This window comes from Serratia montpellierensis (assembly GCF_020858655.1).
In the GTDB taxonomy this organism is placed as follows: Bacteria; Pseudomonadota; Gammaproteobacteria; order Enterobacterales; family Enterobacteriaceae; genus Serratia; species Serratia montpellierensis.
This window is the reverse complement of record NZ_VOSN01000005.1, coordinates 412,841-434,054: the sequence shown is the minus strand read 5'-3', so window position 1 is coordinate 434,054 and position 21,214 is coordinate 412,841. Positions and strand designations below refer to the sequence as shown.

The window sequence follows — 21,214 nt, the reverse complement described above, 5'->3', positions numbered from 1 at the left end:
AACACCAATACCGAGTTAAAAGTATTCAGCTGTAAGAAGCGAGTTCAAATCCTTGATGCTGGATTCCTTCCACAGCTTTCCCTGCAGTGCGTAATATGGCATTTCATCCAGCCATTTCTTGTGTTCGGGAGTTTCAACTCCTTCGATAATTACCTTGTAATGATTAAGGTAAAAGAAGCGCAGTAACGCGCGCATCAAGCCCTCACCGCCGGACTTTTTCATGAAGTCCCAAAGCAGAAAACGGTCGAGCTTAACGAAGCGGAACTGGCTGTTGTACAACGCGGAAAAACCCGCATAGCCAGAACCAAAATCATCGAGCCAAAATGAATAACTATTCAATGACGGATCGCCGTGCACGCGATCTTTCACCAGCCGGGTTGAATTCTCGCTGATCTCGAAATGAATACAGCGCATAGCATTAATTCTTTCGGCAAAGTGAGTATTCGCCAGCGATTGCAGGGAATAATCGTCAACATTCAAAGTGGCTATCACTTGGTTTTCATGAAACCAGTGTTTGTATTTATCGATCAGATTGATCTGATCCATCAAAATCTCAATCCGGGTGGCGCTGTCGGCGTGGCGAAAGAACTGTTCAGGAGAAAAATGGGCATATTCGCTATTAAACGTAAAGCGAGACAGACATTCAACGGCCAGCAATTGTCCCGATTTCGCGAACATTGGCTGAAAAACATAATTAATGCCGTTATTTTTCTCTCTGAAAGAACTGCTCATTTCCCAATCCTTGGATTGATATTTAACTTGTTGATTTTAAATGGTTAAAAAGAAAGTTACTCCAGGCTTATTGGTAAATTTCTTATTTAAAGCGTCAGGATGGCCGAAGCGTGTCGACAGACCATTTAACGCGTAATTTGTGCCAAAGTCCAAACGTCGCAATCTGTTACTAAATGTAAATATTCGGGATAATATTCTGATTTTCAGGCCTTAATGCAAAATCTTGAACTCTGCAGCTTTCCCAAACACAGATTATTCCTATTCATATGAATCGTCAACATCGATCGATAGGTATCCGCCGATAGTTTATTCCTATCAAGAGGGGCCTTATGAATGTTTTAAACGATTTAACATTAAGAATATGCTTAGTCTATATTTCGTCCGGCAATGAGTTCATCGAGGCAACGCTCCTTTTCAGCAAGGGAGTGCTATCGCTGAGTGTATGCTCAGTGGCGGCAATATATATATAAGCCCGCCACTGAATCGATTATTTTATTGTTCTATGGAGCTGGAAATGAAAAAAGTATTATTGCCTTTGGCTGCCCTGGTATTGTCTGCAACTGCTTCCAACGCAATGGCAGCAAACGGCAACGTTAAATTCACCGGTGAAATTGTACAGTCCACCTGTAAAGTTGTTGATAAAGACCAGAATAAAGAAGTTTACCTGGGTAAATATCCTACTACCGCTTTCCCAACTGCCGGTTCTACCAGCGGTGCTAAAGCTTTCGATATTAGCCTGGAGAAATGTGAAGCGGGTAACTACACCCTGCGTTTCGACGGTAACACCCCAGCTGGCCACCCAGAGCTGTTGGCTGTAACTGGCGGCGCAGCTGGCGTTGGCGTTGAAATTCTGGATAACAACGGCTCTACTCTGCCAATCTCTCAGGAAGTGGCTACCCCAGCTACCGTAACTGTTGCTGCTGATGGCGATAACCCAGGCGCTGCGACTTTCAACCTGCGCGCTCGTTACAAATCCTTCCAGGATCTGGTAACTGCCGGTCAGGCAAACTCTAACGCTACCTTCACCATCGAATACAAATAATTCGCTGGCAGGATAGATAGAGTTATTGGCCAAGGATGGCTAAATTTTGAGAGTTGAGACATTCCGATGAAAAAAATTCTGACTGGTATTTTATTCGCATTCTCTGTTAATGCCTTCGCCGGCATCCAGGTTGATGCGACGCGTGTCATTTATAACAGTGCAAGTAAATCCGCATCGCTCTCAATCAGCAATGACAGCGACGATACCTACATGGTGCAAACCTGGCTGGATACTGGCGACGCAAGCCAGATGCCTAAGAATTTGCCGATCGTGGTGACGCCCCCCATTTTGAAGCTGGCTGCCAAGAAAGACGCCATTTTGCGTTTTATCTATTCCGGCAGCGGTTTACCGCAGGACAGAGAATCTCTGCTCTGGGTCAACGTACAGGAAATTCCGCCAACGCCTAAGCAAGATAACGTGCTGCAGGTGGCGATCCGTACCCGTATCAAACTGTTCTATCGCCCAGATTCGTTGAAAACCAACCTGCAACAGCAGGCGGAAGCGCTGAAGTGGAAGCGCCAGGGCGGCAACTTAGTCGTGACTAACGATGGCCCGCTGTTCGTCACGCTGGGCGTGCTGAACCTGAAGAGCGGCGGCAAGAGCTGGAAAGTGAACGCTGACATGGTCAAACCACATGACAGCCTGCGTATCTCCCTGCCTCAGGGGGCGCAATCAGCCAACAATATGTCGTTTACCTATATCAACGACTATGGCGGTCACACCGAGATTAAAAACGTCGCACTGAATTGATTTGAAGCACTTCAAGGAATGAAAGAAATGGCACACAAAAGAATAACAACCCTCGCGCCAAAACGTTTGGTGAAGCTGATTAATGGTGTAATTTATTTTTCTGCTGTGCCTTTTTCATTCTCACAGATGGCCATGGCGGAGGAGCAGTTCAACACCTCCTTCATCCATGGCGATGACAATATCGCCCAGGTGGCGTCGTTGGCCAGCGGGGATGATATTCTGCCGGGTAAATATCCGTTTGATATCTATCTCAACGGGCAGCGTATCGATCACCGCGAGATCGAGTTCAAGAAAGAATCCAAAGACTCCCCGGTAGCGCCGTGCCTGACGGCGGCGGACTATCAGGATTACGGCGTAAAGCTGCCCGGCGATCTGACCACCGCAGGTGCTGCGCAATGCTACGCATTGCCGCAACAGATCTCCGGCGCCAAGCTGAGCTATGACGCCGCCGTACAGCGTATGGATCTGGAAGTGCCGCAGGTGTTTCTTATCCCGCGTCCGCAAGGCGCCATTTCGCCGAAAGTTTACGATCGCGGCATTAATGCCGGCTTTGTTAACTATAACTTTAGCGGCACTCATAACCGCTACGGTAACAACCAGAACGACAAGACCTCTGACTATTACTTCCTGAGTCTCAACAACGGCCTGAATCTGGGTGATTGGCGCCTGCGCAACAACTCAACGCTGAACCAACAGTCGGGCGCTGGCACGCATTGGAAGAATATTTCCAGCTGGGCGGAAACGGACATCGTTTCTCTGCGCAGCCGTCTGGTGATCGGCCAGACCAACACCAATAACAACGTTTTCGACAGCATCCAGTTCCGCGGTGTGCAGATGTCCAGCGCCGACGATATGCTGCCGGAAAGCCAGCGCGGCTATGCACCGGTGGTGCGCGGCGTGGCGACGACCAACGCACGCGTTGAAGTGCGTCAGAACGGCTATACCATTTACAGCACCAACGTTCCGCCAGGGCCGTTTGCGCTGACGGACATTTTCCCAAGCACCCTGAGCGGTAACCTGGACGTGACGGTCATCGAAGCCAACGGTTCGAGAACCTCTTTCGTCGTGCCATTCTCCTCGGTGCCGAACATGCTGCGCGAAGGGATTTGGAACTATCAGCTGACCGCCGGTAAATATCACGACGGCACCAGCCACTATCAGCCCAAGTTTGTACAAGGCACCTTGTCGCACGGCATGGCGTATGACATTACGCCTTACGGCGGCGTGCTGGTGGCGGAAAATTATCGTTCCGCGGTCGTGGGCCTCGGTAAAAACCTGGGGAACTGGGGCGCCGTCTCCTTTGATATGTCCTATTCCGACACCAACCTGGTGAACGGCGATGACAAACAAGGGGAGAGTTTCCGTTTCCTGTATTCCAAGTCGCTCAACGATTGGGGGACGGAATTCCGCATTGCTGGTTACCGTTACTCGACCTCCGGATATTATGATTTTTCCGATGCGGTGGCCGAGCGCGAACGCTATGAGAACGGTTATTACCGTAACGATTACTACGATCAAAACGATCGCAATCTGGGCGTGCCGGACTGGGCGGAATCGCGTCGTCGCAGCTATTACACCAGCCGGTTCAACAACAAACGTCAGCGCGTTGAGCTGTCTGTCAACCAGCGCATCGCCGGTAGCTCGACGCTGTACGCCAACCTCAGCAACCAGTCTTACTGGGGCGGATCCGGCGAAGACCGTACCGTACAAACCGGTTTCAACAGCAGCTATAAAAATATCAGCTATGGGGTCTTCTATCAGGACAGCCGCAGCAACTACGGTTATAAAGACCGCAGCGTCAACCTGACCGTATCGATTCCGTTCAGCTTCTTCAGCAAGGATTCGTCGGACATGACAGCCAGCTTCAATGCCGGCCACAGCAAGCAGAGCGGCAATACTTACAGCGCCGGCCTGAGCGGAACCGCACTGGATGACAACCGCTTGAATTATGCGGTGCAAAGCGGTCATGATCGTTATTCGGGCCAAACCAGCTCGGCCAACGTCGGCTATCAGGGCAGCATGGGGACCATCAATGCTGGTTATAGCTACAGCAAAGATTATCAGCAGTCTTCGTTGGGTGTGGCGGGCGGCATCGTCGCACACTCCGGCGGCGTGACGCTGACCCAGCCGCTGCAGAATACGTTTGTGCTGGTGGAAGCGAAAGACGCCAAGGGCGTTCGTATCGAAAACCAACCGGGTGTGGCCATTGACCGCTTCGGTTACGCGGTGATGACCTCTGCGTCGCCATACCGCCATAACCGTGTGGCGCTGCGCACCGAGGATATCGGCAACGGCCTGGATATCCCGATGGCGGCGAGAGACGTGGTGCCGACTTACGGCGCAATCACCCGCGTGAAGTTTGAAACGCACACGGGCCAAAGCCTGTTGGTACACAGCAAGATGGCCGACGGCAGCGTACCGCCGATTGGCGCCAACGTCTTCAGTGCGGACGGTAAGAATAACGGTACTGTTGGTACCAACGGCGATATTTATATTTCAGGGGCTTCTGCAGGGGATCGCCTGCTGGTGAAATGGGGCAACGACGCGGGCGAAAGCTGCTCACTGGTGGTGCCGGAATTGAAAGCGGCGACCGAACAGTTGATGGGTTATCAGGAACTTTCGCTGACCTGCGGAAAACCGTAAAAGGAAAGGATATGTCTTCTTTGTTAAAGCACAAGAATCTCGGGTTGGCGGCTGGGCTACTGGTCACGCTGGGCGCGTTTTCGCAGAGTAGCTATGCGCTGTCATGTAAGCAGAATGGCAGTATTCGCCAGGATATCGTGCTGGATAAAGCCATCAAGGTGTCGACTGCCAATACCGCGCCGGGCGCGTTGCTGTGGCGTTCGCAGACCTTTACCTCGACCTTCCAATGTACGGATGACTGGAACAACCCGAAAGGGGAAAATGCCTACCTGTACTGGGATCCGCAGTCCCGGATGAGTCAGATCCATAATTCGATCGAAGTGGGTGTCACTTATCAGGGGATCGATGTCAAACCAACTAAAGGTGCGCGTCAGGACGTCGGTCCCGGCACGGAGTGCCGCCGTTCGGGCAGCCGTTGTTTGTCTCCGGCCAGATCGCTGACGGTAACCGTGTCTTACGCCATCTACATTAAAGCAACCGGCAAGGCGCCGCCGGCCGGCGGCAAGATCAACGATAACAACTCGTACTCGGTATTTCAGGTTGATGGCGTCGGCGGCTTGAACGGCACGCCGAACAGTAACTTTAACGCCTATATTTCCGGGCTGGGCAACATTCAGTTTATTTCCTGCAACCCAAAAATTACCGTGGTGGCCAACAACGGTTCGACGGTGAATTTCGGCACTATCCCGCGTCAGAATGCGGTGGTGGGCAAAATCGAGAAACAGGTGCCATTCTCGGTTGCCGCCAACATGTCCGATCCGACGACCGGACAGGACTGCCAGGGAGAGACGCTGCAGGCCAGCTTCAGCAGCACCTATCCGCTGCAGGATAACAGCGTGATCCTGCCGACCAGCGACAGCGGTTTCGGTATTTTGATCTCGCAAGCGGCGACGCCGAATACGCCGATCATGATGAACAGCCCGGTCGATCTGGGTCTGGTTAACGGCACCATCGTTGAAAAGAACTTCATGGCCAGCCTGAAATGGTTGAGCACCAACCCGAAAGTGGGGCCGTTCAGCGCCTCGGCGAATATTGACGTCACCTTCAAATAATTCGGTGTCTCGTCAATAAAGAAAGGGTTCAGTTCTCGCGAACTGAACCCTTTTTTGTGCCTTATACCGTGAGGATTAACGCAGCCCCATCCAGCTGGTGCAGACGCCTTCCGGCGGTTTGCCCGCATACCAACGAGGCAGCGCGGGGGCATCGTGGCGCGGTTCGGCCTCCGCCTCTACCGGCTGGGCCGGCCATTCCGCGACGTCCCAGCGGGTGGTGCGGCGATAGACCGCCGGGGTTTTGCCAAACTGTTTCTTGAAGGCGCGCGAGAACGAAGGCTGAGAATCGAAGTGGTATTGCAGGGCGATATCCAGGATCGGGCGTGGGCTGGAACGCAGCGCCTGCGCCGCCTGCGACAGGCGCCGCTCGCGAATATAGCTGCCGAGCGCGTGGCCGGTGGTGCTGCGGAACATGCGCTGCAGGTGCCATTTGGAGTAGCCCGACTTGGCGGCGACGTTATCCAGCAGCAGCGGCTGGTCCAGATGAGTTTCAATCCAGTCTAGTAAATCGTGAATGATATTGACGCGATCCATGGTTTTAGTTCTCCCGCAAAAACGACATTCAGGTCACAGTGACTTAGCTTAATTATCCAAGAATATGCTTTGATAATAGGCGTGAGTGCGCCGTTACGCAAGGGTAAACCGGGGGTAAAAAGGTGGCCAAAAATGCTCTTTGAACGGCAGGGGGATAAAAGAAAGGCCGCATAAAGCGGCCTTTTCAGCAGGAAACGAGTGGAAAATCAGTTGGTTTCCGGCTTCACTTCAATGTAGTTCAGACCCAGTACGCTGCTGGTGTAGCCGCGGATCTTGTTGGTCATCTCGATATCGCCGTTCAGCTTGTGGCCGTAGGACGGGATGATTTCTTTCAGCTTACTCTGCCATTCCGGCGTCGCCACTTTGTCTTTGAACACGGTTTCCATCAGGTGCAGCATGATTGGCGCAGCGGTGGAAGCGCCCGGCGAAGCGCCCAGCAGAGCGGCGATGCTGCCGTCTTCAGAGCTGACGACTTCGGTGCCGAACTGCAGCACGCCGCCTTTATCCGCGTCTTTCTTGATGATCTGCACGCGCTGGCCTGCGGTCCACAGCTTCCAGTCTGCCTGCTTGGCGTCCGGGAAGTACTCTTTCAACGCGGCGAAGCGATCGTCGTCGTTCATCATCAGCTGGCCGACCAGGTATTTCACCAGATCGAAGTTATCCAGACCAACGTGGGTCATCGGCATCAGGTTCGAGGTGCTCAGCGAGTGCATCAGATCGAACAGCGAACCGTTCTTCAGGAACTTGCTGGAGAAGGTGGCGAACGGCCCGAACAGCAGCACGCGCTTGCCGTCCAGCATGCGGGTATCCAGGTGCGGCACGGACATCGGCGGCGAACCTACGCTGGCCAGGCCATACACTTTGGCCAGGTGCTGGTTGGCGATCTCCGGGTTGGTGGTGACCAGGAACTGGCCGCCGACCGGGAAGCCGCCGTAGCCGTCGGCTTCTGGGATGCCGGATTTCTGCAGCAGGGTCAGGGACGCGCCGCCGGCGCCGATGAACACGAACTTGGCGTTAACGGTGGTTTCTTTACCGTCGCGGTTCAGATCGGCAACGGTCACGCTCCAGGTCTGGTCGGCGTTGCGCTTGATGTCGCGCACTTCGTGGCTCAGGTTCAGCTTGAACTTGTCGCTGGTGCTCAGCGCGTCAACCAGCTGGTGGGTGATCACGCCGAAGTTGACGTCGGTACCCAACGGCATGCGGGTCGCGGCGATTTTCTGCGCCGGATCGCGGCCGTTCATCACCAGCGGGGCCCACTGTTTGATTTGCGCAGGATCTTCGGAGTATTCCATGCCGCGGAACAGGGTGCTGTGCTGCAGCGCCGCGTAGCGTTTACGCAGGAAGTTGACGTTGTCGTCGCCCCACACGAAGCTCATGTGCGGCACGCTGTTAATGAAGGATTTCGGATCTTTCAGGACATCGTTTTTCACCTGATAAGACCAGAATTGGCGAGAGATTTCGAAAGACTCGTTGACCTTCACCGCCTTGCTGATGTCGATGGTGCCATCGGCTTTTTCCGGCGTGTAGTTCATTTCACTGAAGGCGGAGTGGCCGGTACCGGCGTTGTTCCAGCCGTTGGAGCTCTCTTCCGCTACGCCGTTCATGCGTTCGTACATGTCGATGGTCCAGGTCGGCTCCAGCTCATGCAGATAGGTACCCAAGGTGGCACTCATGATGCCGCCGCCGATCAACACCACGTCGACGGTTTTATTCTTCTCTTCAGCCGCCGCCTGTTGCGTAACGCTAAACAGGCTGAGACTGAAAATCAGGACGAGTAATTTTCTCATTGAATTAAATCTCTTGTGTGTAAATTCTACTCATTGCAGGTGAAAGAATTTAGCGGGAGTTACCCTGGAAAATAATGAAGCCGACCGCCCGGCGTGAGCCGATAGGCAGCGATAATGCCTTTTTGTTAATAGGGTATTTAACGAAAAGTGAACTATTGCAGGCCGTCCGGATGCAAATTGATCGGTTCACGTTACTGGCGGGGTATTATTGTTTGCGAGAATGTTAAAAACTACTTTTGTAACTAAAAAAAATGAATATAAGCAAAAATCGGTCGGTTGTTGTCGCAGGAATAAACAGAGAGCGAAGAAAGGCCATATAACCGCGTTATTTTCAGGGGTTAATTGTCGTGCAATTAAACGTTATTTCGTTATCACACAATAATTGCGGTTAAATGGCAAATACCTATCGGTAACCAATAATAAATGGCCGCCGTGGCGGGCGGCCATCGTGCAGAAGACGGTTACTTGATGCCCATCGCATCGCGCATGGTGAAGAACAGATCGGTCTGATCGGTCAACCCCACCACGTTGGCGGCATGCGGGCCGTAGGCCGCGACGCGCAGTTGGGTGCCGGTGTGCCCCTGCGATTCCTCTTCCGAGTTGCCGTAGCTGAGGGTCATCGGCGCACCGTCTTTGGTGGTCAGCATCTGGGTCAGGCCCGGCGCTTTGGCGTCGGCGGCGACGATCTGGCTGGAGTGCGCGTGGTCGGCGGTGACGATCACCAGCGTGTTGCCGTCGGCGCGAGCGAAGGCCAGCGCTTTTTGCACCGCTTCGTCCAGATCGACGGTTTCGCCAATCTGCCCACACGGGTTGGCGGCGTGATCCTGCTTATCGATCGACGCACCCTCTACCTGCAGGAAGAAGCCATTCGGGTTGTCTTTCAGCAGCGCGATCGCTTTGTCGGTCATCGCTGCCAGCGTTGGCGTGGCTGCGGTGCGCGCCGGGTTGTTTTCACAGGTTACTGCCGGTTTATCGAGGTTGCCGTGGTAGCTGGCTTTCGGCCCCAGCCAGCGCACCGGCATGTTGCCGTCGGCGAACAGGCCCAGCAGCGGTTTTTGCTGATTGGCCAGGGTAACGGCCTGCAGTTCATCCGCGTTGCTCACCCACTGATAACCCTGCGCCGCCGCCTGGTCCTTCAGCGATTTTCCTTGCCATTCGCCGCTTTTCGCCAGTTGGTTGAAAGACTTCGCGCCGCCGCCGAGCGTGACGTCGGCGCGGGTTTTCAGCAGTTGCTCGGTGATCGAGCCGCGGCCGCCGTTTTCCAGCGCGTTAGCGGCACATTTTTCGCTGGTTTCCTCCGGGCCGTAGCATTTGCGCGAGGTGACGTGCGACACCAGCGCCGCCGGCGTGGCGTCTTGCAGTTCGGCGGTGGAGACGTTGCCGGTGGCCTTGCCGGCCGCCTTGGCTATCTCCAGCAGCGTTGGCTGGTCTTTGCCGTTCACGTCTACGCCGAGCGCGCCGTTATAGGTTTTCACCCCGGTGGCCCAGGCGGTGGCCGAGGCGGCGGAGTCGGTCACGTAATCCGGTTTGTGGGTTTTCTTGTCCAGTGAGTAGTGGGTGTATTGCCCGGTCAGCGGCAGGGCATCGATGCCCTTGAAGTAACCGCCTGCGCCTTCGGCGTAGTTACGCGCGGCGGTGATCTCGGAATCCCCCATGCCGTCGCCGATCAGCAGGATCACGTTTTTCACCGTTTTGTCCGACAGCGACGCCTTCAGCGCGGCGGTCTGATCGCCGGCCAGACGACGGGCGCCGCCCGGCTCGGTGAGGGTGCCGCGCGCGGCGCGCTCGGTCAGGCCATCGGCATTGGCCGAGGTTTCCGCCGCGATGGCGGAGGAACAGAGCAGGGCGGACAGCACGGCGCCGGCGATCAGGGATACAGCAGGTTGCATGGGTAAGCTCCTTGTCGTAATACAACAATGTAAATAACATCAAATTGTTACGAAAGGAGAGTAGAACAGAGGGATGACAATTTTATGACAATGAAAGACGGGACGGCCCGGCGGCCATCCCGTTTGACGATCAGGCCGCGCGCGCCGGGATAGCGAGCCCACGCTGCACCGCCGGCCGCGCCAAACCGCGCTCCAACCACTGCGCGACGCGCGGGAAACTGTCGAACTCGACCAGTTCGCGCGCTTCATAGAAGCCGATCAGGTTGCGCACCCAGCCCAGCAGCGAGATATCGGCGATGGTGTAGTCTGCGCCCATGATCCAGTCACGGCCCTCCAGGCGCGTTTCCAACACGCCAAGCAGGCGTTTCGATTCGTTTTTGTAACGTTCCAGGGGCCGCTTGTCTTCATATTCGCGCCCGGCAAACTTGTGGAAGAAACCGAGCTGGCCGAACATTGGGCCGACGGCGGCCATCTGGAAGAACACCCACTGAATGGTCTCATAGCGCTGCGCCGGATCCTGCGGCAGGAAACGGCCGCTCTTTTCCGCCAGGTAGAGCAGAATAGCGCCGGATTCGAACAGCGGCAGCGGCCGGCCGCCTGGGCCATCGGGATCGATGATCGCCGGGATCTTGCCGTTCGGGTTCAGCGCCAGGAATTCCGGCGTCCAGGTTTCGTTGTTGCCGATGTCGATCAGGTGCGCCTCATAGGGCAGGCCGATCTCTTCCAGCATGATGGACACTTTGACGCCGTTCGGCGTCGGCAGAGAGTAGAGCTGCAGCCGTTCCGGATGCTGAGCCGGCCAGCGTTTGACGATCGGGAATTGAGTGGAATCGAGCATGGAAACTCCTCGGGTTGACGGGGGCGCTTAAGCGTACCCCCTTGAGTATTGCAGTAAAACTACCCCGCCGCCGGGTTACACCGTGAGGTCAAAATGTGCGGCCAGCGCTTTTTTACCGGCGGGGGTCAGCTGCAGCTCGCGGCTGTCGAGCCGGCGGACGATCCAGCCGCGTTGAATAAAGGCGGTCAACAGCGCGGCGCCCAGTGCGCCACCGAGGTGAGAGCGGCGTTCGCTCCAGTCCAGGCAGCCGCAGGCGAAGCGGCGGCGGGTGGGGGCGGGGGAGCAATCGACGCCCAGCCGCGCCAGCGCGGCCTGGCCGGCGTCGCTTAACCGGTAGTCTTCCTCACCGCTCAGCCAGTTCAGCGCATGCAGCCGATCGTGCAGCTTCACCGCCACCTCGCCCGCCATGTGGTCGTAGCAGGTGCGGGCATATTGCAGCGTGGTGGGCGTGCTGCTTTTCACCGACGGGCGCGGTACGCCCGCCAGCGCCATCAGGCCTTCCAGCGCGTCGGCCACCGGCTGACCGGCCAGCCGAAAATAGCGGTAGCGCCCCTGTTTGACGCAGGCGATCAGCCGCTGCTCCAGCAGTTTCGCCAGATGCGCGCTGGCGGTGGACGGGGCGACCTCGACCGCCGCGCTGAGCTCGGTGGCGGTGTAGGCACGCCCGTCCATCAACAGGCACAGCATGCGTGCCCGGGTGCGGTCGGCGATGGCGGCGCTCAGCGCCGCTAAACGATCTTCGATGTCGATGTTATGCATACTTCGAGGTTAGACGAAGTATGACTGCGCGTCCATTGCTAACCTGTGATTATCGCCATCTGGTACCGAGGGAGAAAACCATGTCCGTATGTCCTTATGCCGCCGCGCTGGCCGCCGAGCCGCAGATGCGCTATCGCGCCTTGCCGCCCCTAAGCTGGGATAGCGCATGGCAATGTTGGGTGGCCGCGGCGCCGCAGTGGGTGAGGGAAGCGCTGCTCAATGCCGATCTCGGCGTGCGGCCGGCCGATGAGCCGGTGCCGACGGTCTTGCTGGAGACGCCGATGGCGCCGCTGTTCGCCGGGCTGGCGCGGATGCGCGACGGCGAGGAGCACCGCACGCTTAAGGCGGCGCTGCAGCGGGCGTTCGCTTCCTGCGACGATATCCTGATGCAGCAAACCGCGACACAGTGCGCGGTGCGTTTAGCGCCAAAAGCGCCCGAGGCGGCAGCGATCACCCGCTTTAACTACGGATTGCCGGTCTGCACCCTCGGCGCATTGCTGGGCGTGCCCGAAGCGCAATGGCAACATCTTATCGACGACAGCCTGGACTTTGTCCGCTGTATCGCGCCCGGCGGCACGCCGCAGCAGCTGGCGCACGGCATTGTGGCGGCGCAGCGGCTCTGTGCCCGGCTGGCGACGGGAAAGGGCGTGCTGCGCCAGGCATTAGCGCGGGAGATTGGCGACATCCGGCTTGAGTTGGCCAATGCGCTCGGTCTGCTGTTTCAGGCCTGTGAGGCGACGGCGGGCTGGATCGGGCAGGCGTATTTGCTGGCGCGGCAGAACGGTGAAGTGGACACCGCGCTGGATCGGGTGCGGGCGCTAACGCCACCTATCCAAAACACGCGCCGTTTCGTCTTGCGCGAGACGCAGCTTGGCGGTTATACGCTGCGCGTGGGGCAGACCGTCTTGCTGTTGCTCGGCGCGGACGGCGAACTGGCCTTCGGCGCGGGGGCACACCGCTGCCCGGGCGAACGCTGGGCGAGGATTATCGCGCGCTGTGGCGTGGCGCATCTGTGTTCGCTGGATATTGATGAGCGGGCGTTGAAATCGGTGCGGTGGCGCCATTCTTACAATGCGCGCGTACCGGAATTTTACCGTTGAGAGGAGACGATAATGATCGCCGTGATTTTTGAACTGCAGGCCGCCGATGGGCAGCGCGATACCTATCTGGCGCTGGCGGCGGAGCTGAAGCCGCTGTTGGCGCAGATCGACGGATTCATTTCCATCGAGCGCTTTCAAAGCCTGGCCGATCCTGCGCGCCTGCTGTCGCTCTCTTTCTGGCGTGACGAGGCGGCGGTGCAGCAGTGGCGCAATCTCGAGCAGCATCGCGCGGCACAGGCGCGCGGCCGTGGCGAGGTGCTGGCGCAGTACCGGCTGCGGGTGGCGGAGGTGGTGCGGGACTACGGGCTGGAGAGACGCGACCAGGCGCCGCAGGATAGCCGTTGCTATCATCGCACCTGAAAAAAGCCCGCCGGCGGCGGGCTTTCGTCCGCTATTTCGCTTCGCTGCCCACCTTCATCGCTCCGGCGTAGCTGGCGCCCATTCCCCAGGCGGCGCCGTGGTCGCGGGCGATCTGCAATACGCCCCCCGCCGTGGCCTTGCGGCTCCAGTCCTGCTGCCATTCCAGCATCAACGCCACCCAGTTGATAGGGGTGGCGCCCGCCTGTATCAGGCGCTGCATGGCGTTGTTTTGGCTATCTGGCGTAATGTCGCCGGTGACGTCCGACAGAATATAAACCTCATACCCCTCGCCCAGGGCTGACAGCGCCGGCAGCATCACGCAGCTGGCGGTCCACAGCCCGCCGATGATGATTTTCTTGCGGCCGGATTGTTTAATCAGATCCACCACGCGCCGATCCTGCCAGACGTTGATGGCGGTGCGATCGTACACCTGCAGGTCCGGGCGTGCCTGCGTCACTTGCTGGAATACCGGCCCGGCGAAGCTTTTGGCGTTGGCCGAGGCCAGAATGGTCGGCACGTTGAACACCTTGGCGGCCTTGGCGATGCCGGCGGCGTTATTCACCAGATTGGTTTGATCGATAGAGGAAATGGTCATGCCGAACATGTCCTGCAGATCGACCAGCAGCAACAGGCTGTTGTCGGCGGTCAGCGGTTGCACATAACCCGCCTGGCGGCTATCGGCGGCGGGGGATTGCGCCAGCGCGGCCACGGGGGCGGCGGCGGCGCTCAGGCCGAGCATCAGGGCGATTAGGGTCTTTTTCATTATTAACTCCATGATTATCAGTAGATTAAATTCACTTCCCACTCAGGGAAGCGGTTGAATAAAGTCTACTGAGGTTGTTGAGGTTAATAATCTGTGTTTTATTGAATTTATAATTAACCAATAGGACATAATATGGACGTGCTACTGACGATGCGCGCCTTTCGCCGCGTGGTTGAGCGCAACAGTTTCTATAAGGCGGCGGAGGATCTGGCGATCACGCCGGCGGCGTTGAGCAAGCAGATTAAGCAGTTGGAGAGCCGGTTGGGTACGTTGTTGCTGGTGCGCACCACCCGCAGCATGAGCCTGACCGAAGCCGGGCAGCTCTATTACCAGGAAGCCTGTCGGCTGCTCGGCGAGTTCGACGCCTTGGAGCAGACGGTTGCCGCCAGCGCGCAGCAGGTCTCCGGCACGCTGCGGGTCAATGCGCCGCTCTCGTTCGGCCTGACGGTGCTGTCGCCGCTGCTGCCGCCGTTTATGCAACGCTACCCGCAGCTGCAGGTGGAACTGACGCTGGACGACAGGGTATTGGACGTAGTGGCGGCCGGTTTCGATATTTCCTTGCGCATTCGCCGACGGCTGCCGGATTCTTCCCTCAGCGCCCGGGCGCTGGGTGACGTGCACCAGCGAATTTGCGCCGCGCCCGGCTATTTGGCGCAGCACGGCGTGCCGCAAACGCCCAATGAATTGCAGCGGCACAGCTGTCTGGCCTATTCCCTGGCGGAAAAGCCGGGGCAATGGCAGTTCACCGCCGGCGAGGAGAGCCTGAGCGTGGCGTTCACTCCCCGGCTGATCGCCAACAACAGTCTGATGCTGCGGGATATGCTGGTGGCGGGACTGGGTATCGGTTCGCTGCCGTCGTTCGTGGCGGATCCCGAGATCGCCGCCGGCAGGCTGGTGCGGCTGTTCCCTGAACAGATTGCCGACGTGCATCAGATTTTCGCGGTTTACCCGACGCGCCGGCATCTGCAGCAGAAAGTGAGTTTATTCACCGAGTTTGTGCGAGAACAGGGATTGATGGCGGCGAATTGACAACGGCGCACGGTTGTCATATTCATTAGCTATGAAAAAATCCTACCGCTCATTCGCGCTAATTATTATCACCCGTCTCCAAAGGGTGGGATAGCGCGAGTGTCGCCAATAAAAACCCGCCGGCAGGCGGGTTTTTATTATCCCCTTCCGGCAACGACCGGAGAACGTCATGCAAACCTACCCTGCAGTTTTACACCTGATGTGCGGCAAGGCCGGCGCAGGCAAATCGACGCTGGCGCAGCGTTTGGCGCAGCAACCGCAAACGCTGTTGCTGGTCGAAGATGCGTGGCTGGCGACGCTGTATGGACAGGAGATGGCCAGCCTGCAAGACTATGCGCGCTGTTCCGACCGGTTACGGCGGGCGCTGGGCGGGCACCTCGTGCAGCTGCTGCGCGGCGGTTGGTCCGTGGCGCTCGATTTTCCGATGAATACGCCGGACAGGCGGCGTTGGGCCAAAGCGTTGGCGGAGGAGGCCGGCGTCGCACACTGCCTGCACTTTCTCGATGTCAGCCATGCGCAGTGCCTGAGCAGGATAACGCTGAGAAATGCGCGCGGCGAGCACCCATTTGCCCTGAGCGAAGCGGAGTTTGAGCGCCTGGCGCAGTACTTTGTTCCCCCGGCGGAAGAGGAAGGGATGACCGTCTGGCGTTATGGCGAACAGGACTGAAAACCGGCGCCATGACGGCGCCGGCAACGGTTAGGCTTCGGCGTTAAACGCGTTGTGGAAGGTGACCTCCGCGCACGGCAGCACGCCCTGGAAGGCGATGGCGCGGAAGTAGTCTTGCGGCACGCCCGGCAAGGTCAGCGCGGTCTGCGCCTGGAAGCCGAAACGGCCGTAATAGTTCGGATCGCCCAGCACCACGCAGCCTGCGGCGTGCCGTTCTTGCAGTTCGGCCAATAGCTGGCGGATCAGCCGGCTGCCGATCCCCTGGCTCTGACAGGCCGGCAGCACCGACACCGGCGCCAGCCCGTACCACCCGGCGGCGCCGTTGCTGAGTACGACCGGCGAGACGGACGCGTGCCCGATCGGTGTGCCATTGTGCTCGGCGACCAGCGACAGGGTAAGGGCTCCCGCCGCGCGCAGCGCGTTGACGATAAACTGCTCGGTGTGGCTGCTGTGTTCGGCATGCAGGAACGCAGCGGCGGTCAGGGTGGCGATGGCGCCGACGTCGGTCGGCGTTTCGTGGCGTAAAGTGATGTTCATGGTTGTATCCTGATTAAATAAGGCTGTGCCGACCGGGCTGCCCGGCCGGTATCGATGATTAACGGTTATCCAGCTGCGCACGCACGGCCTTGAGCCCGGCAAAGGTGACGCGATAAGGGCGCCCCTGGCGAGAGAGGATCAGGCGTTTGGTTTTGAGCTTGGTGAAGACGGCCAGCGAGCAGTCGGCCAGGCCGAGCCCTTCGCGGGTGTAGCATTCGACGTGGGTGACGCGACCGGCGTCGTTGCGGGTGAAGGCGATATAGCCGCCTTTGGCCAACACGTGCAGCACGCGTTGTTCCGCTTTGGAAATGTTCATGTTGGGAGATCCTGTAATAACCCCAGATACGCGCATCCCCGCGCAAACGCGCGTCGGATACGTCAGAGTCCCTCGCCATACGGCAAGGAAGCGACTATCGGGTGGTTACAATCTCCAACATACAGGCCTCGGGCAGTGAAAAACGCCAGGGCGGCGTTTCAGCGCAGATAATGTAGCCAATGGCCGGTTGGCTGTCAATTTGCCGGCGGCGCGGGCCGCCGGCGAAAGGCCAATTAGAAAGGCTTGGTCGGCAGGTATTTGCCGTCCAGGGTGATCACCGCGCGTTCGCCGCCTTCGGGATCGGCGACCTTTTTGATATCCAGCTTGAAGTTGATGGCGCTGATGATGCCGTCGCCGAACTGCTCGTGCACCAGCGCTTTCAGCGTGGAGCCGTAAACCTGCAGCATTTCATAGAAGCGATAAATGGTCGGATCGGTCGGCACGCCGCCGGGAATGCTGCCGCGCAGCGGGATGGTTTGCAGCAGCAGCACCGCCTCTTCGTCCAGCCCCAGCTTGGCCGCTACCGTGCGCGCCGCCGGTTCCGGCAGCGCATGCTGCCCCAGCAGCGCGGCGGTGACGAACGCCAGGCTGAGACCGGTGCCCTCGGCCAGTGCGTCGAAAGTCAGGTTATGGCGGATCTTGGCGTCCATGATGGTGTCGGTGAGCGCTTCGCGCGGGGCGGCGTTGTGCAGAGAGTGTGTCATGTTAGCTCCTTTTGTTGACTTAAAAACGGGCGATCGCCGGGATGGCGGTCACGTCGGGATGGGTGGCGAGTGGCACGAAGCGGCGGGTTTCGCCGTCCAGCGCCTCGATAGCGCCGCTGGCGATATCATAGACCCAGCCGTGCAGCGCCAGGCGGCCCTGATCCAGCGCCAGGGCGACGGAAGGGTGCGTTTTGATGTTGTTGAGCTGGGCGATGACGTTTTCGCGCACCATCGACGCGACCCGGGCAGCGTCGGAGACGTGCGGATAAGCCTGGTTGACCGCCTTGGCGGAATCGGCGTAACGCAGCCAGCCGGCGACCGTCGGCAGGTGATCCAGACACTGGCAGGTGGCGATGGCGGTCATCGCGCCGCAGTCGGAATGGCCGCAGATCACGATGTCTTCCACGCCCAGCGCAGCGACGGCGTACTCGACCGAGGCGGTAACCCCGCCGGGTTCGGAGCCAAAAGAAGGCACGATGTTACCGGCGTTGCGGATCACGAACAGATCGCCCGGCTCGCGCTGGGTGACCAGCTCCGGCACCAGGCGGCTGTCGGAACATGAGATAAACAGGGTGCGCGGGTTTTGGCGGGTCGCCAACTGCTGAAACAGCGCCGTGCGTTCAACAAAGGCTTCGCGCTGGAACTTCAGGAAGCCTTCAATCACCTCTTTCATCCGTTTCTCCATTGGGTGTCGTTATGCGATGGCGACATGATGAACGCTTCTGGCTATAGGGTCTAAGACCCATTTATAATGCTGGCTATAGGTTTTACTAATAGTTGGGGCGCTATGCTGCTGCGACACATCCGTTATTTTCTGGCCGTTGCCGAACAGGGCAACTTCACCCGCGCCGCCGAAGCGCTGCACGTCTCGCAACCGACGTTGTCCCAGCAGATCAAGCAGTTGGAAGACGCACTGGGGGCGCCGTTGTTCGATCGCAGCGGCAGAGCCGTGCGCCTGACCGACGCCGGTGAGGCGTGGATGCGCTATGCGCGGTTGGCGCTGCAGGATTTGGACGCCGGCGCGCGGGCGATCCATGACGTGGCGACGCTGGCGCGCGGCCATTTGCGGCTGGCGATGACGCCAACCTTCACCGCCTATCTGGTGGGGCCGACGATCGATGCGTTCTATCGCCGCTACCCGGGGATTACCCTGAGCATTGAGGAGATGGCGCAAGAGCGAATTGAGGCGCTGCTGGCGCAGGATCGGCTGGACCTGGGGATCGCCTTCGAGATGGCGCAGTCGGCGGAGGTAGAAGCCACGCCGTTGTTCAGCGAGACGCTGGAGCTGATGGTCGGCGCCGATCATCCCCTGGCGGCGCATCGCCGGCCGCTGACGCTGGCGGAGTGGCAACATCTGCCGCTGGCTTTGCTGAGTGGCGACTTCGCCACGCGACAGTTTATCGATCGTTACTGCACACAGTTGGGATTTCGGCCGCAGGTGGCGGTGGAGGCCAATGCGCTGGGCGCTATCGTCGAGATCGTGCGGCGCGGGCAGCTCGCCACGCTGCTGCCGGCCGCCATTGCGCGCGAGAACCGGCAGTTGAAAAAAGTGGCGTTGGCCAACGCCATGCCGGTGCGGCAGGCGGTATGGCTGCAGCGCAAAGGCGCTTACCGCAGCGCCGCCGCGCAGGCGTTTATCGCCGTTTTGCAGCAACAGGGCGTTACGCCAACGCACTCCAGCGCTGCGTCATCCCCAGCAGATGGACCAGCCCGAAGCCGAGGCAAATCAGCGAGCTGACGACGATAAAACGCTGGCTGCGGCCGGTATCGCGCAGGGCGAAGGGGCCGGCGACGCCGCGCAACAGGTAGATGAAGGTAATGATAAACAGCGCGGGCCGCAGCAGTGGCAGCGGCGCGATCAGGCCCGCGCCGGAAAGCGCATACAGCGCCCAAATAAACAGCATCAGCGCGATACCGGCGGTGACGACGGCCGGGAACTTTTTACCCGCTTCCGCCGCCTTAATGAAGCGATCGCCGGCGCCGCACAGCCGATAGCCGCGCGGCCCGGCGGCGATCACCCAAATATGCAACAGGGCGGCGATGGTGCTCAGCGCGGCGCCGATCAGCAGCGCGGTGTTATAGAGGTGTGGCATGGTAAGGCTTCCCTGTCAGAAACGTGATTGGCATGAAGCGTAGACCAGAAAAGGCGAATTAACCGAACGTAACAGGGAAGAGGAGCAAGTAATGAGACTGGCGACGGGTATGCTGAGCGCATTGGCGCTGTGGAGCGGGCTGGCGATGGCGCAACCTGCGGCGCTGACGCTGCCCAGGGAAGACGGTTCGAGTATTCATTACTATCTGGACGCCGCGGTGCCCGGGCAATCGTCGGCGGCGCTGCTGGTGATCCTGCAAGGATCGGATTGCAACAGCGTGCGGCATATCCGCCTGGTGGCGCCGATGCAGCAGGTGCTCCCCGCCGCAGACCTGCTGACGGTGGAGAAATACGGCATCGACGACACCTTGCCGTACCGCGAAGAAGTCCCAAGACAGGATTGCCCGGACGCTTTTGTGCAGCATGACACGCCGCAGCGGCGGGTGAGCGATGTCACCCAGGTGCTGCAGGCGGTGATTGCGCGCAACGGCTATCAAAAGGTCGCGGTGCTGGGGGGCAGCGAAGGGGCGGTGATCGCCAATCTGGTGACGGCCTCCTCGGGCCGGATTGACGCCACCCTCGCGTTCAGCGGTGGCGGGCGCTGGTTTATCGACGACGTGCGCCACAGCGCTGCCGACGCGCCGAAAGAAGAGGTGGCCGGGCTGAACGCATTTTTGCAGCAGGTGATGACGGCGCCGCCGTTTGTCCTAAACGCCAGCGATCATGGCTATGACTGGTGGCATGGCATGCTGAACATCGATCAGCTCGCCACCCTGCGCAGCATCAAGACGCCGGTGCTGATCGTGCAGGGCGACCAGGATCGCGCCGTTTCGCCGGGGGCGGTCGACAATATGATCGACGAATTGCGGGCCGCCGGCAAAACGAACATTACCTATGTCAATTACGCTGGATTGGACCATGTGATGCGGCGCGAAAATGGCGCCAGCGAGATGGCGCGGGTGGTGGCGGACATGCGCGCGTGGCTGGAGAAGCAGCTGCGCTGACCGGCCATTCCACTCATGCGTGCAAAAAATATTCATGCTAATAAGGCGGTGCGTTCGTTGGGGCGTTTCGCCTGGGGATTTTCTGCTAAACCGCCTGCGGGCGGATTTGCCCGCAACCGCTCAAAATGTCACCAAAACTTCCCGCGATCTCTGCACCCCGTTGTGGCATAATGCGCGCCAAATCACATTCCCTATGTATAAAGAGCGAGCGCTGTGTTAAGCACCAACAACATCACAGTGTTGTTTCATATGTAAAAGATAAACCGAATACTATGCATGCAATTTAGTATTCGGTTAATGACTATTTATATCTCTACAGTTACTCAGTCATCAATTCTGAAATTCTAATTTTTGTCATATCATATTGACACTTAAACATTTTAATGACCTCTTGGTCTGTACCCTTGATCGATATTTTTCCGCAAATTGCTTCTTTATTTTTTATCCATTGGCGCTGTACAGTAATAAGTCTTTTTTGTTTTTCTTGCCCAAGTGAATGCCAAACGTCACTAAGTTTTTTATCAATCGCCATAAAGTTATCACGAGAATCTGTAAGTGATGGATTGGATAATTGATTGTCACGTTGAAGTGCTGGGTCTTGAGGTTCTATTTTATA

General features: G+C 58.2%; 23 protein-coding genes. 10 read left to right on the top strand and 13 right to left on the bottom strand.

Features of this window, described 5'->3' with window-relative positions; translation table 11 throughout:
* Positions 1-15 precede the first annotated feature (15 nt).
* Positions 16-732 (bottom strand): EAL domain-containing protein, encoded by a 717-nt coding sequence (locus tag FUU19_RS07380; RefSeq protein ID WP_079656351.1) that lies wholly within the window; start codon positions 730-732, stop codon positions 16-18.
* 514 nt (positions 733-1,246) lie between these two features.
* On the opposite strand from FUU19_RS07380, the gene FUU19_RS07375 reads away from it, so the two are divergent.
* The 4 genes from FUU19_RS07375 to FUU19_RS07360 all read left to right on the top strand — a co-directional run bounded on the left by FUU19_RS07375 (position 1,247) and on the right by FUU19_RS07360 (position 6,219).
* Positions 1,247-1,774, top strand: coding sequence for a fimbrial protein (locus FUU19_RS07375; RefSeq protein ID WP_063988841.1), 528 nt, complete (start codon positions 1,247-1,249; stop codon positions 1,772-1,774).
* Between the two features lie 66 nt (positions 1,775-1,840).
* Entirely contained in the window at positions 1,841-2,524 is a 684-nt protein-coding gene (locus FUU19_RS07370; protein ID WP_004939085.1) for a fimbrial biogenesis chaperone, read from the top strand.
* Positions 2,525-2,551: 27 nt separating this feature from the next.
* Entirely contained in the window at positions 2,552-5,167 is a 2,616-nt protein-coding gene (locus FUU19_RS07365) for a fimbria/pilus outer membrane usher protein (protein WP_197832884.1), read from the top strand.
* Between the two features lie 11 nt (positions 5,168-5,178).
* Positions 5,179-6,219 carry a fimbrial protein gene (locus tag FUU19_RS07360; RefSeq protein WP_016928480.1) on the top strand — a complete coding sequence of 347 codons (1,041 nt, stop codon included), beginning with the start codon at positions 5,179-5,181 and terminating at the stop codon, positions 6,217-6,219.
* A gap of 75 nt (positions 6,220-6,294) precedes the next feature.
* On the opposite strand, the gene FUU19_RS07355 is transcribed toward FUU19_RS07360, so the two are convergent.
* The 5 genes from FUU19_RS07355 to FUU19_RS07335 all read right to left on the bottom strand — a co-directional run bounded on the left by FUU19_RS07355 (position 6,295) and on the right by FUU19_RS07335 (position 12,026).
* A complete protein-coding gene (locus FUU19_RS07355) occupies positions 6,295-6,753 on the bottom strand; it encodes a helix-turn-helix domain-containing protein (RefSeq protein ID WP_180548290.1) in 459 nt (152 codons plus the stop codon).
* 206 nt (positions 6,754-6,959) lie between these two features.
* Positions 6,960-8,540 (bottom strand): malate dehydrogenase (quinone), encoded by a 1,581-nt coding sequence (gene mqo / locus FUU19_RS07350; RefSeq protein WP_141969995.1) that lies wholly within the window; start codon positions 8,538-8,540, stop codon positions 6,960-6,962.
* Positions 8,541-9,001: 461 nt separating this feature from the next.
* Positions 9,002-10,429: an alkaline phosphatase gene (gene phoA / locus FUU19_RS07345; protein WP_197832883.1), complete on the bottom strand. Its 1,428-nt coding sequence runs from the start codon at positions 10,427-10,429 to the stop codon at positions 9,002-9,004.
* A 130-nt stretch (positions 10,430-10,559) separates the two neighbouring features.
* Positions 10,560-11,267: a glutathione S-transferase N-terminal domain-containing protein gene (locus FUU19_RS07340; RefSeq protein ID WP_060440382.1), complete on the bottom strand. Its 708-nt coding sequence runs from the start codon at positions 11,265-11,267 to the stop codon at positions 10,560-10,562.
* Positions 11,268-11,342: 75 nt separating this feature from the next.
* The gene (locus FUU19_RS07335) at positions 11,343-12,026 is read right to left on the bottom strand and encodes an ArsR/SmtB family transcription factor (RefSeq protein WP_230490228.1); all 684 of its coding nucleotides are present in this window, start codon (positions 12,024-12,026) and stop codon (positions 11,343-11,345) included.
* An 80-nt stretch (positions 12,027-12,106) separates the two neighbouring features.
* Between FUU19_RS07335 and FUU19_RS07330 the strand changes: the two genes are divergently transcribed.
* Both FUU19_RS07330 and FUU19_RS07325 read left to right on the top strand, forming a co-directional pair.
* Positions 12,107-13,126, top strand: a complete 1,020-nt coding sequence (locus FUU19_RS07330) for a cytochrome P450 family protein (RefSeq protein ID WP_230490229.1) — start codon at positions 12,107-12,109, stop codon at positions 13,124-13,126.
* 12 nt (positions 13,127-13,138) lie between these two features.
* Positions 13,139-13,486 (top strand): antibiotic biosynthesis monooxygenase family protein, encoded by a 348-nt coding sequence (locus tag FUU19_RS07325; RefSeq protein ID WP_025302122.1) that lies wholly within the window; start codon positions 13,139-13,141, stop codon positions 13,484-13,486.
* Positions 13,487-13,517: 31 nt separating this feature from the next.
* Here the strand turns inward: FUU19_RS07325 and FUU19_RS07320 are convergent, their stop codons facing one another.
* Complete coding sequence (locus FUU19_RS07320; protein ID WP_089195680.1) at positions 13,518-14,249, bottom strand: isochorismatase family protein; 732 nt, start codon at positions 14,247-14,249, stop codon at positions 13,518-13,520.
* 132 nt (positions 14,250-14,381) lie between these two features.
* Between FUU19_RS07320 and FUU19_RS07315 the strand changes: the two genes are divergently transcribed.
* On the top strand, positions 14,382-15,278 hold the full coding sequence (locus tag FUU19_RS07315; protein WP_141969988.1) for a LysR family transcriptional regulator: 897 nt from the start codon (positions 14,382-14,384) through the stop codon (positions 15,276-15,278).
* A gap of 169 nt (positions 15,279-15,447) precedes the next feature.
* Entirely contained in the window at positions 15,448-15,945 is a 498-nt protein-coding gene (locus FUU19_RS07310; protein WP_141969986.1) for a P-loop nucleotide/nucleoside kinase family protein, read from the top strand.
* Positions 15,946-15,975: 30 nt separating this feature from the next.
* On the opposite strand, the gene FUU19_RS07305 is transcribed toward FUU19_RS07310, so the two are convergent.
* The 4 genes from FUU19_RS07305 to FUU19_RS07290 form a co-directional block, all read right to left on the bottom strand.
* Positions 15,976-16,482: a GNAT family N-acetyltransferase gene (locus FUU19_RS07305; RefSeq protein ID WP_141969984.1), complete on the bottom strand. Its 507-nt coding sequence runs from the start codon at positions 16,480-16,482 to the stop codon at positions 15,976-15,978.
* Between the two features lie 58 nt (positions 16,483-16,540).
* On the bottom strand, positions 16,541-16,798 hold the full coding sequence (locus FUU19_RS07300) for a YjhX family toxin (protein WP_004939031.1): 258 nt from the start codon (positions 16,796-16,798) through the stop codon (positions 16,541-16,543).
* A 233-nt stretch (positions 16,799-17,031) separates the two neighbouring features.
* Entirely contained in the window at positions 17,032-17,502 is a 471-nt protein-coding gene (cynS, locus tag FUU19_RS07295; RefSeq protein ID WP_141969983.1) for a cyanase, read from the bottom strand.
* 19 nt (positions 17,503-17,521) lie between these two features.
* Positions 17,522-18,175 carry a carbonic anhydrase gene (locus FUU19_RS07290; RefSeq protein WP_141969981.1) on the bottom strand — a complete coding sequence of 218 codons (654 nt, stop codon included), beginning with the start codon at positions 18,173-18,175 and terminating at the stop codon, positions 17,522-17,524.
* Between the two features lie 114 nt (positions 18,176-18,289).
* Here FUU19_RS07290 and cynR point away from each other — a divergent pair, with 114 nt between their 5' ends.
* Entirely contained in the window at positions 18,290-19,240 is a 951-nt protein-coding gene (gene cynR, locus FUU19_RS07285) for a transcriptional regulator CynR (protein WP_230490231.1), read from the top strand.
* On the opposite strand, the gene FUU19_RS07280 is transcribed toward cynR, so the two are convergent.
* Positions 19,164-19,595 carry a hypothetical protein gene (locus FUU19_RS07280; protein WP_060432728.1) on the bottom strand — a complete coding sequence of 144 codons (432 nt, stop codon included), beginning with the start codon at positions 19,593-19,595 and terminating at the stop codon, positions 19,164-19,166. The genes cynR and FUU19_RS07280 overlap by 77 nt on opposite strands.
* A 91-nt stretch (positions 19,596-19,686) precedes the next feature.
* On the opposite strand from FUU19_RS07280, the gene FUU19_RS07275 reads away from it, so the two are divergent.
* The gene (locus FUU19_RS07275; RefSeq protein WP_197832876.1) at positions 19,687-20,598 is read left to right on the top strand and encodes an alpha/beta hydrolase family protein; all 912 of its coding nucleotides are present in this window, start codon (positions 19,687-19,689) and stop codon (positions 20,596-20,598) included.
* A gap of 319 nt (positions 20,599-20,917) precedes the next feature.
* Here FUU19_RS07275 and FUU19_RS07270 read toward each other — a convergent pair.
* A partial coding sequence (locus tag FUU19_RS07270) for a lysozyme inhibitor LprI family protein (RefSeq protein WP_230507100.1) occupies positions 20,918-21,214 on the bottom strand: 297 nt, incomplete at its 5' end.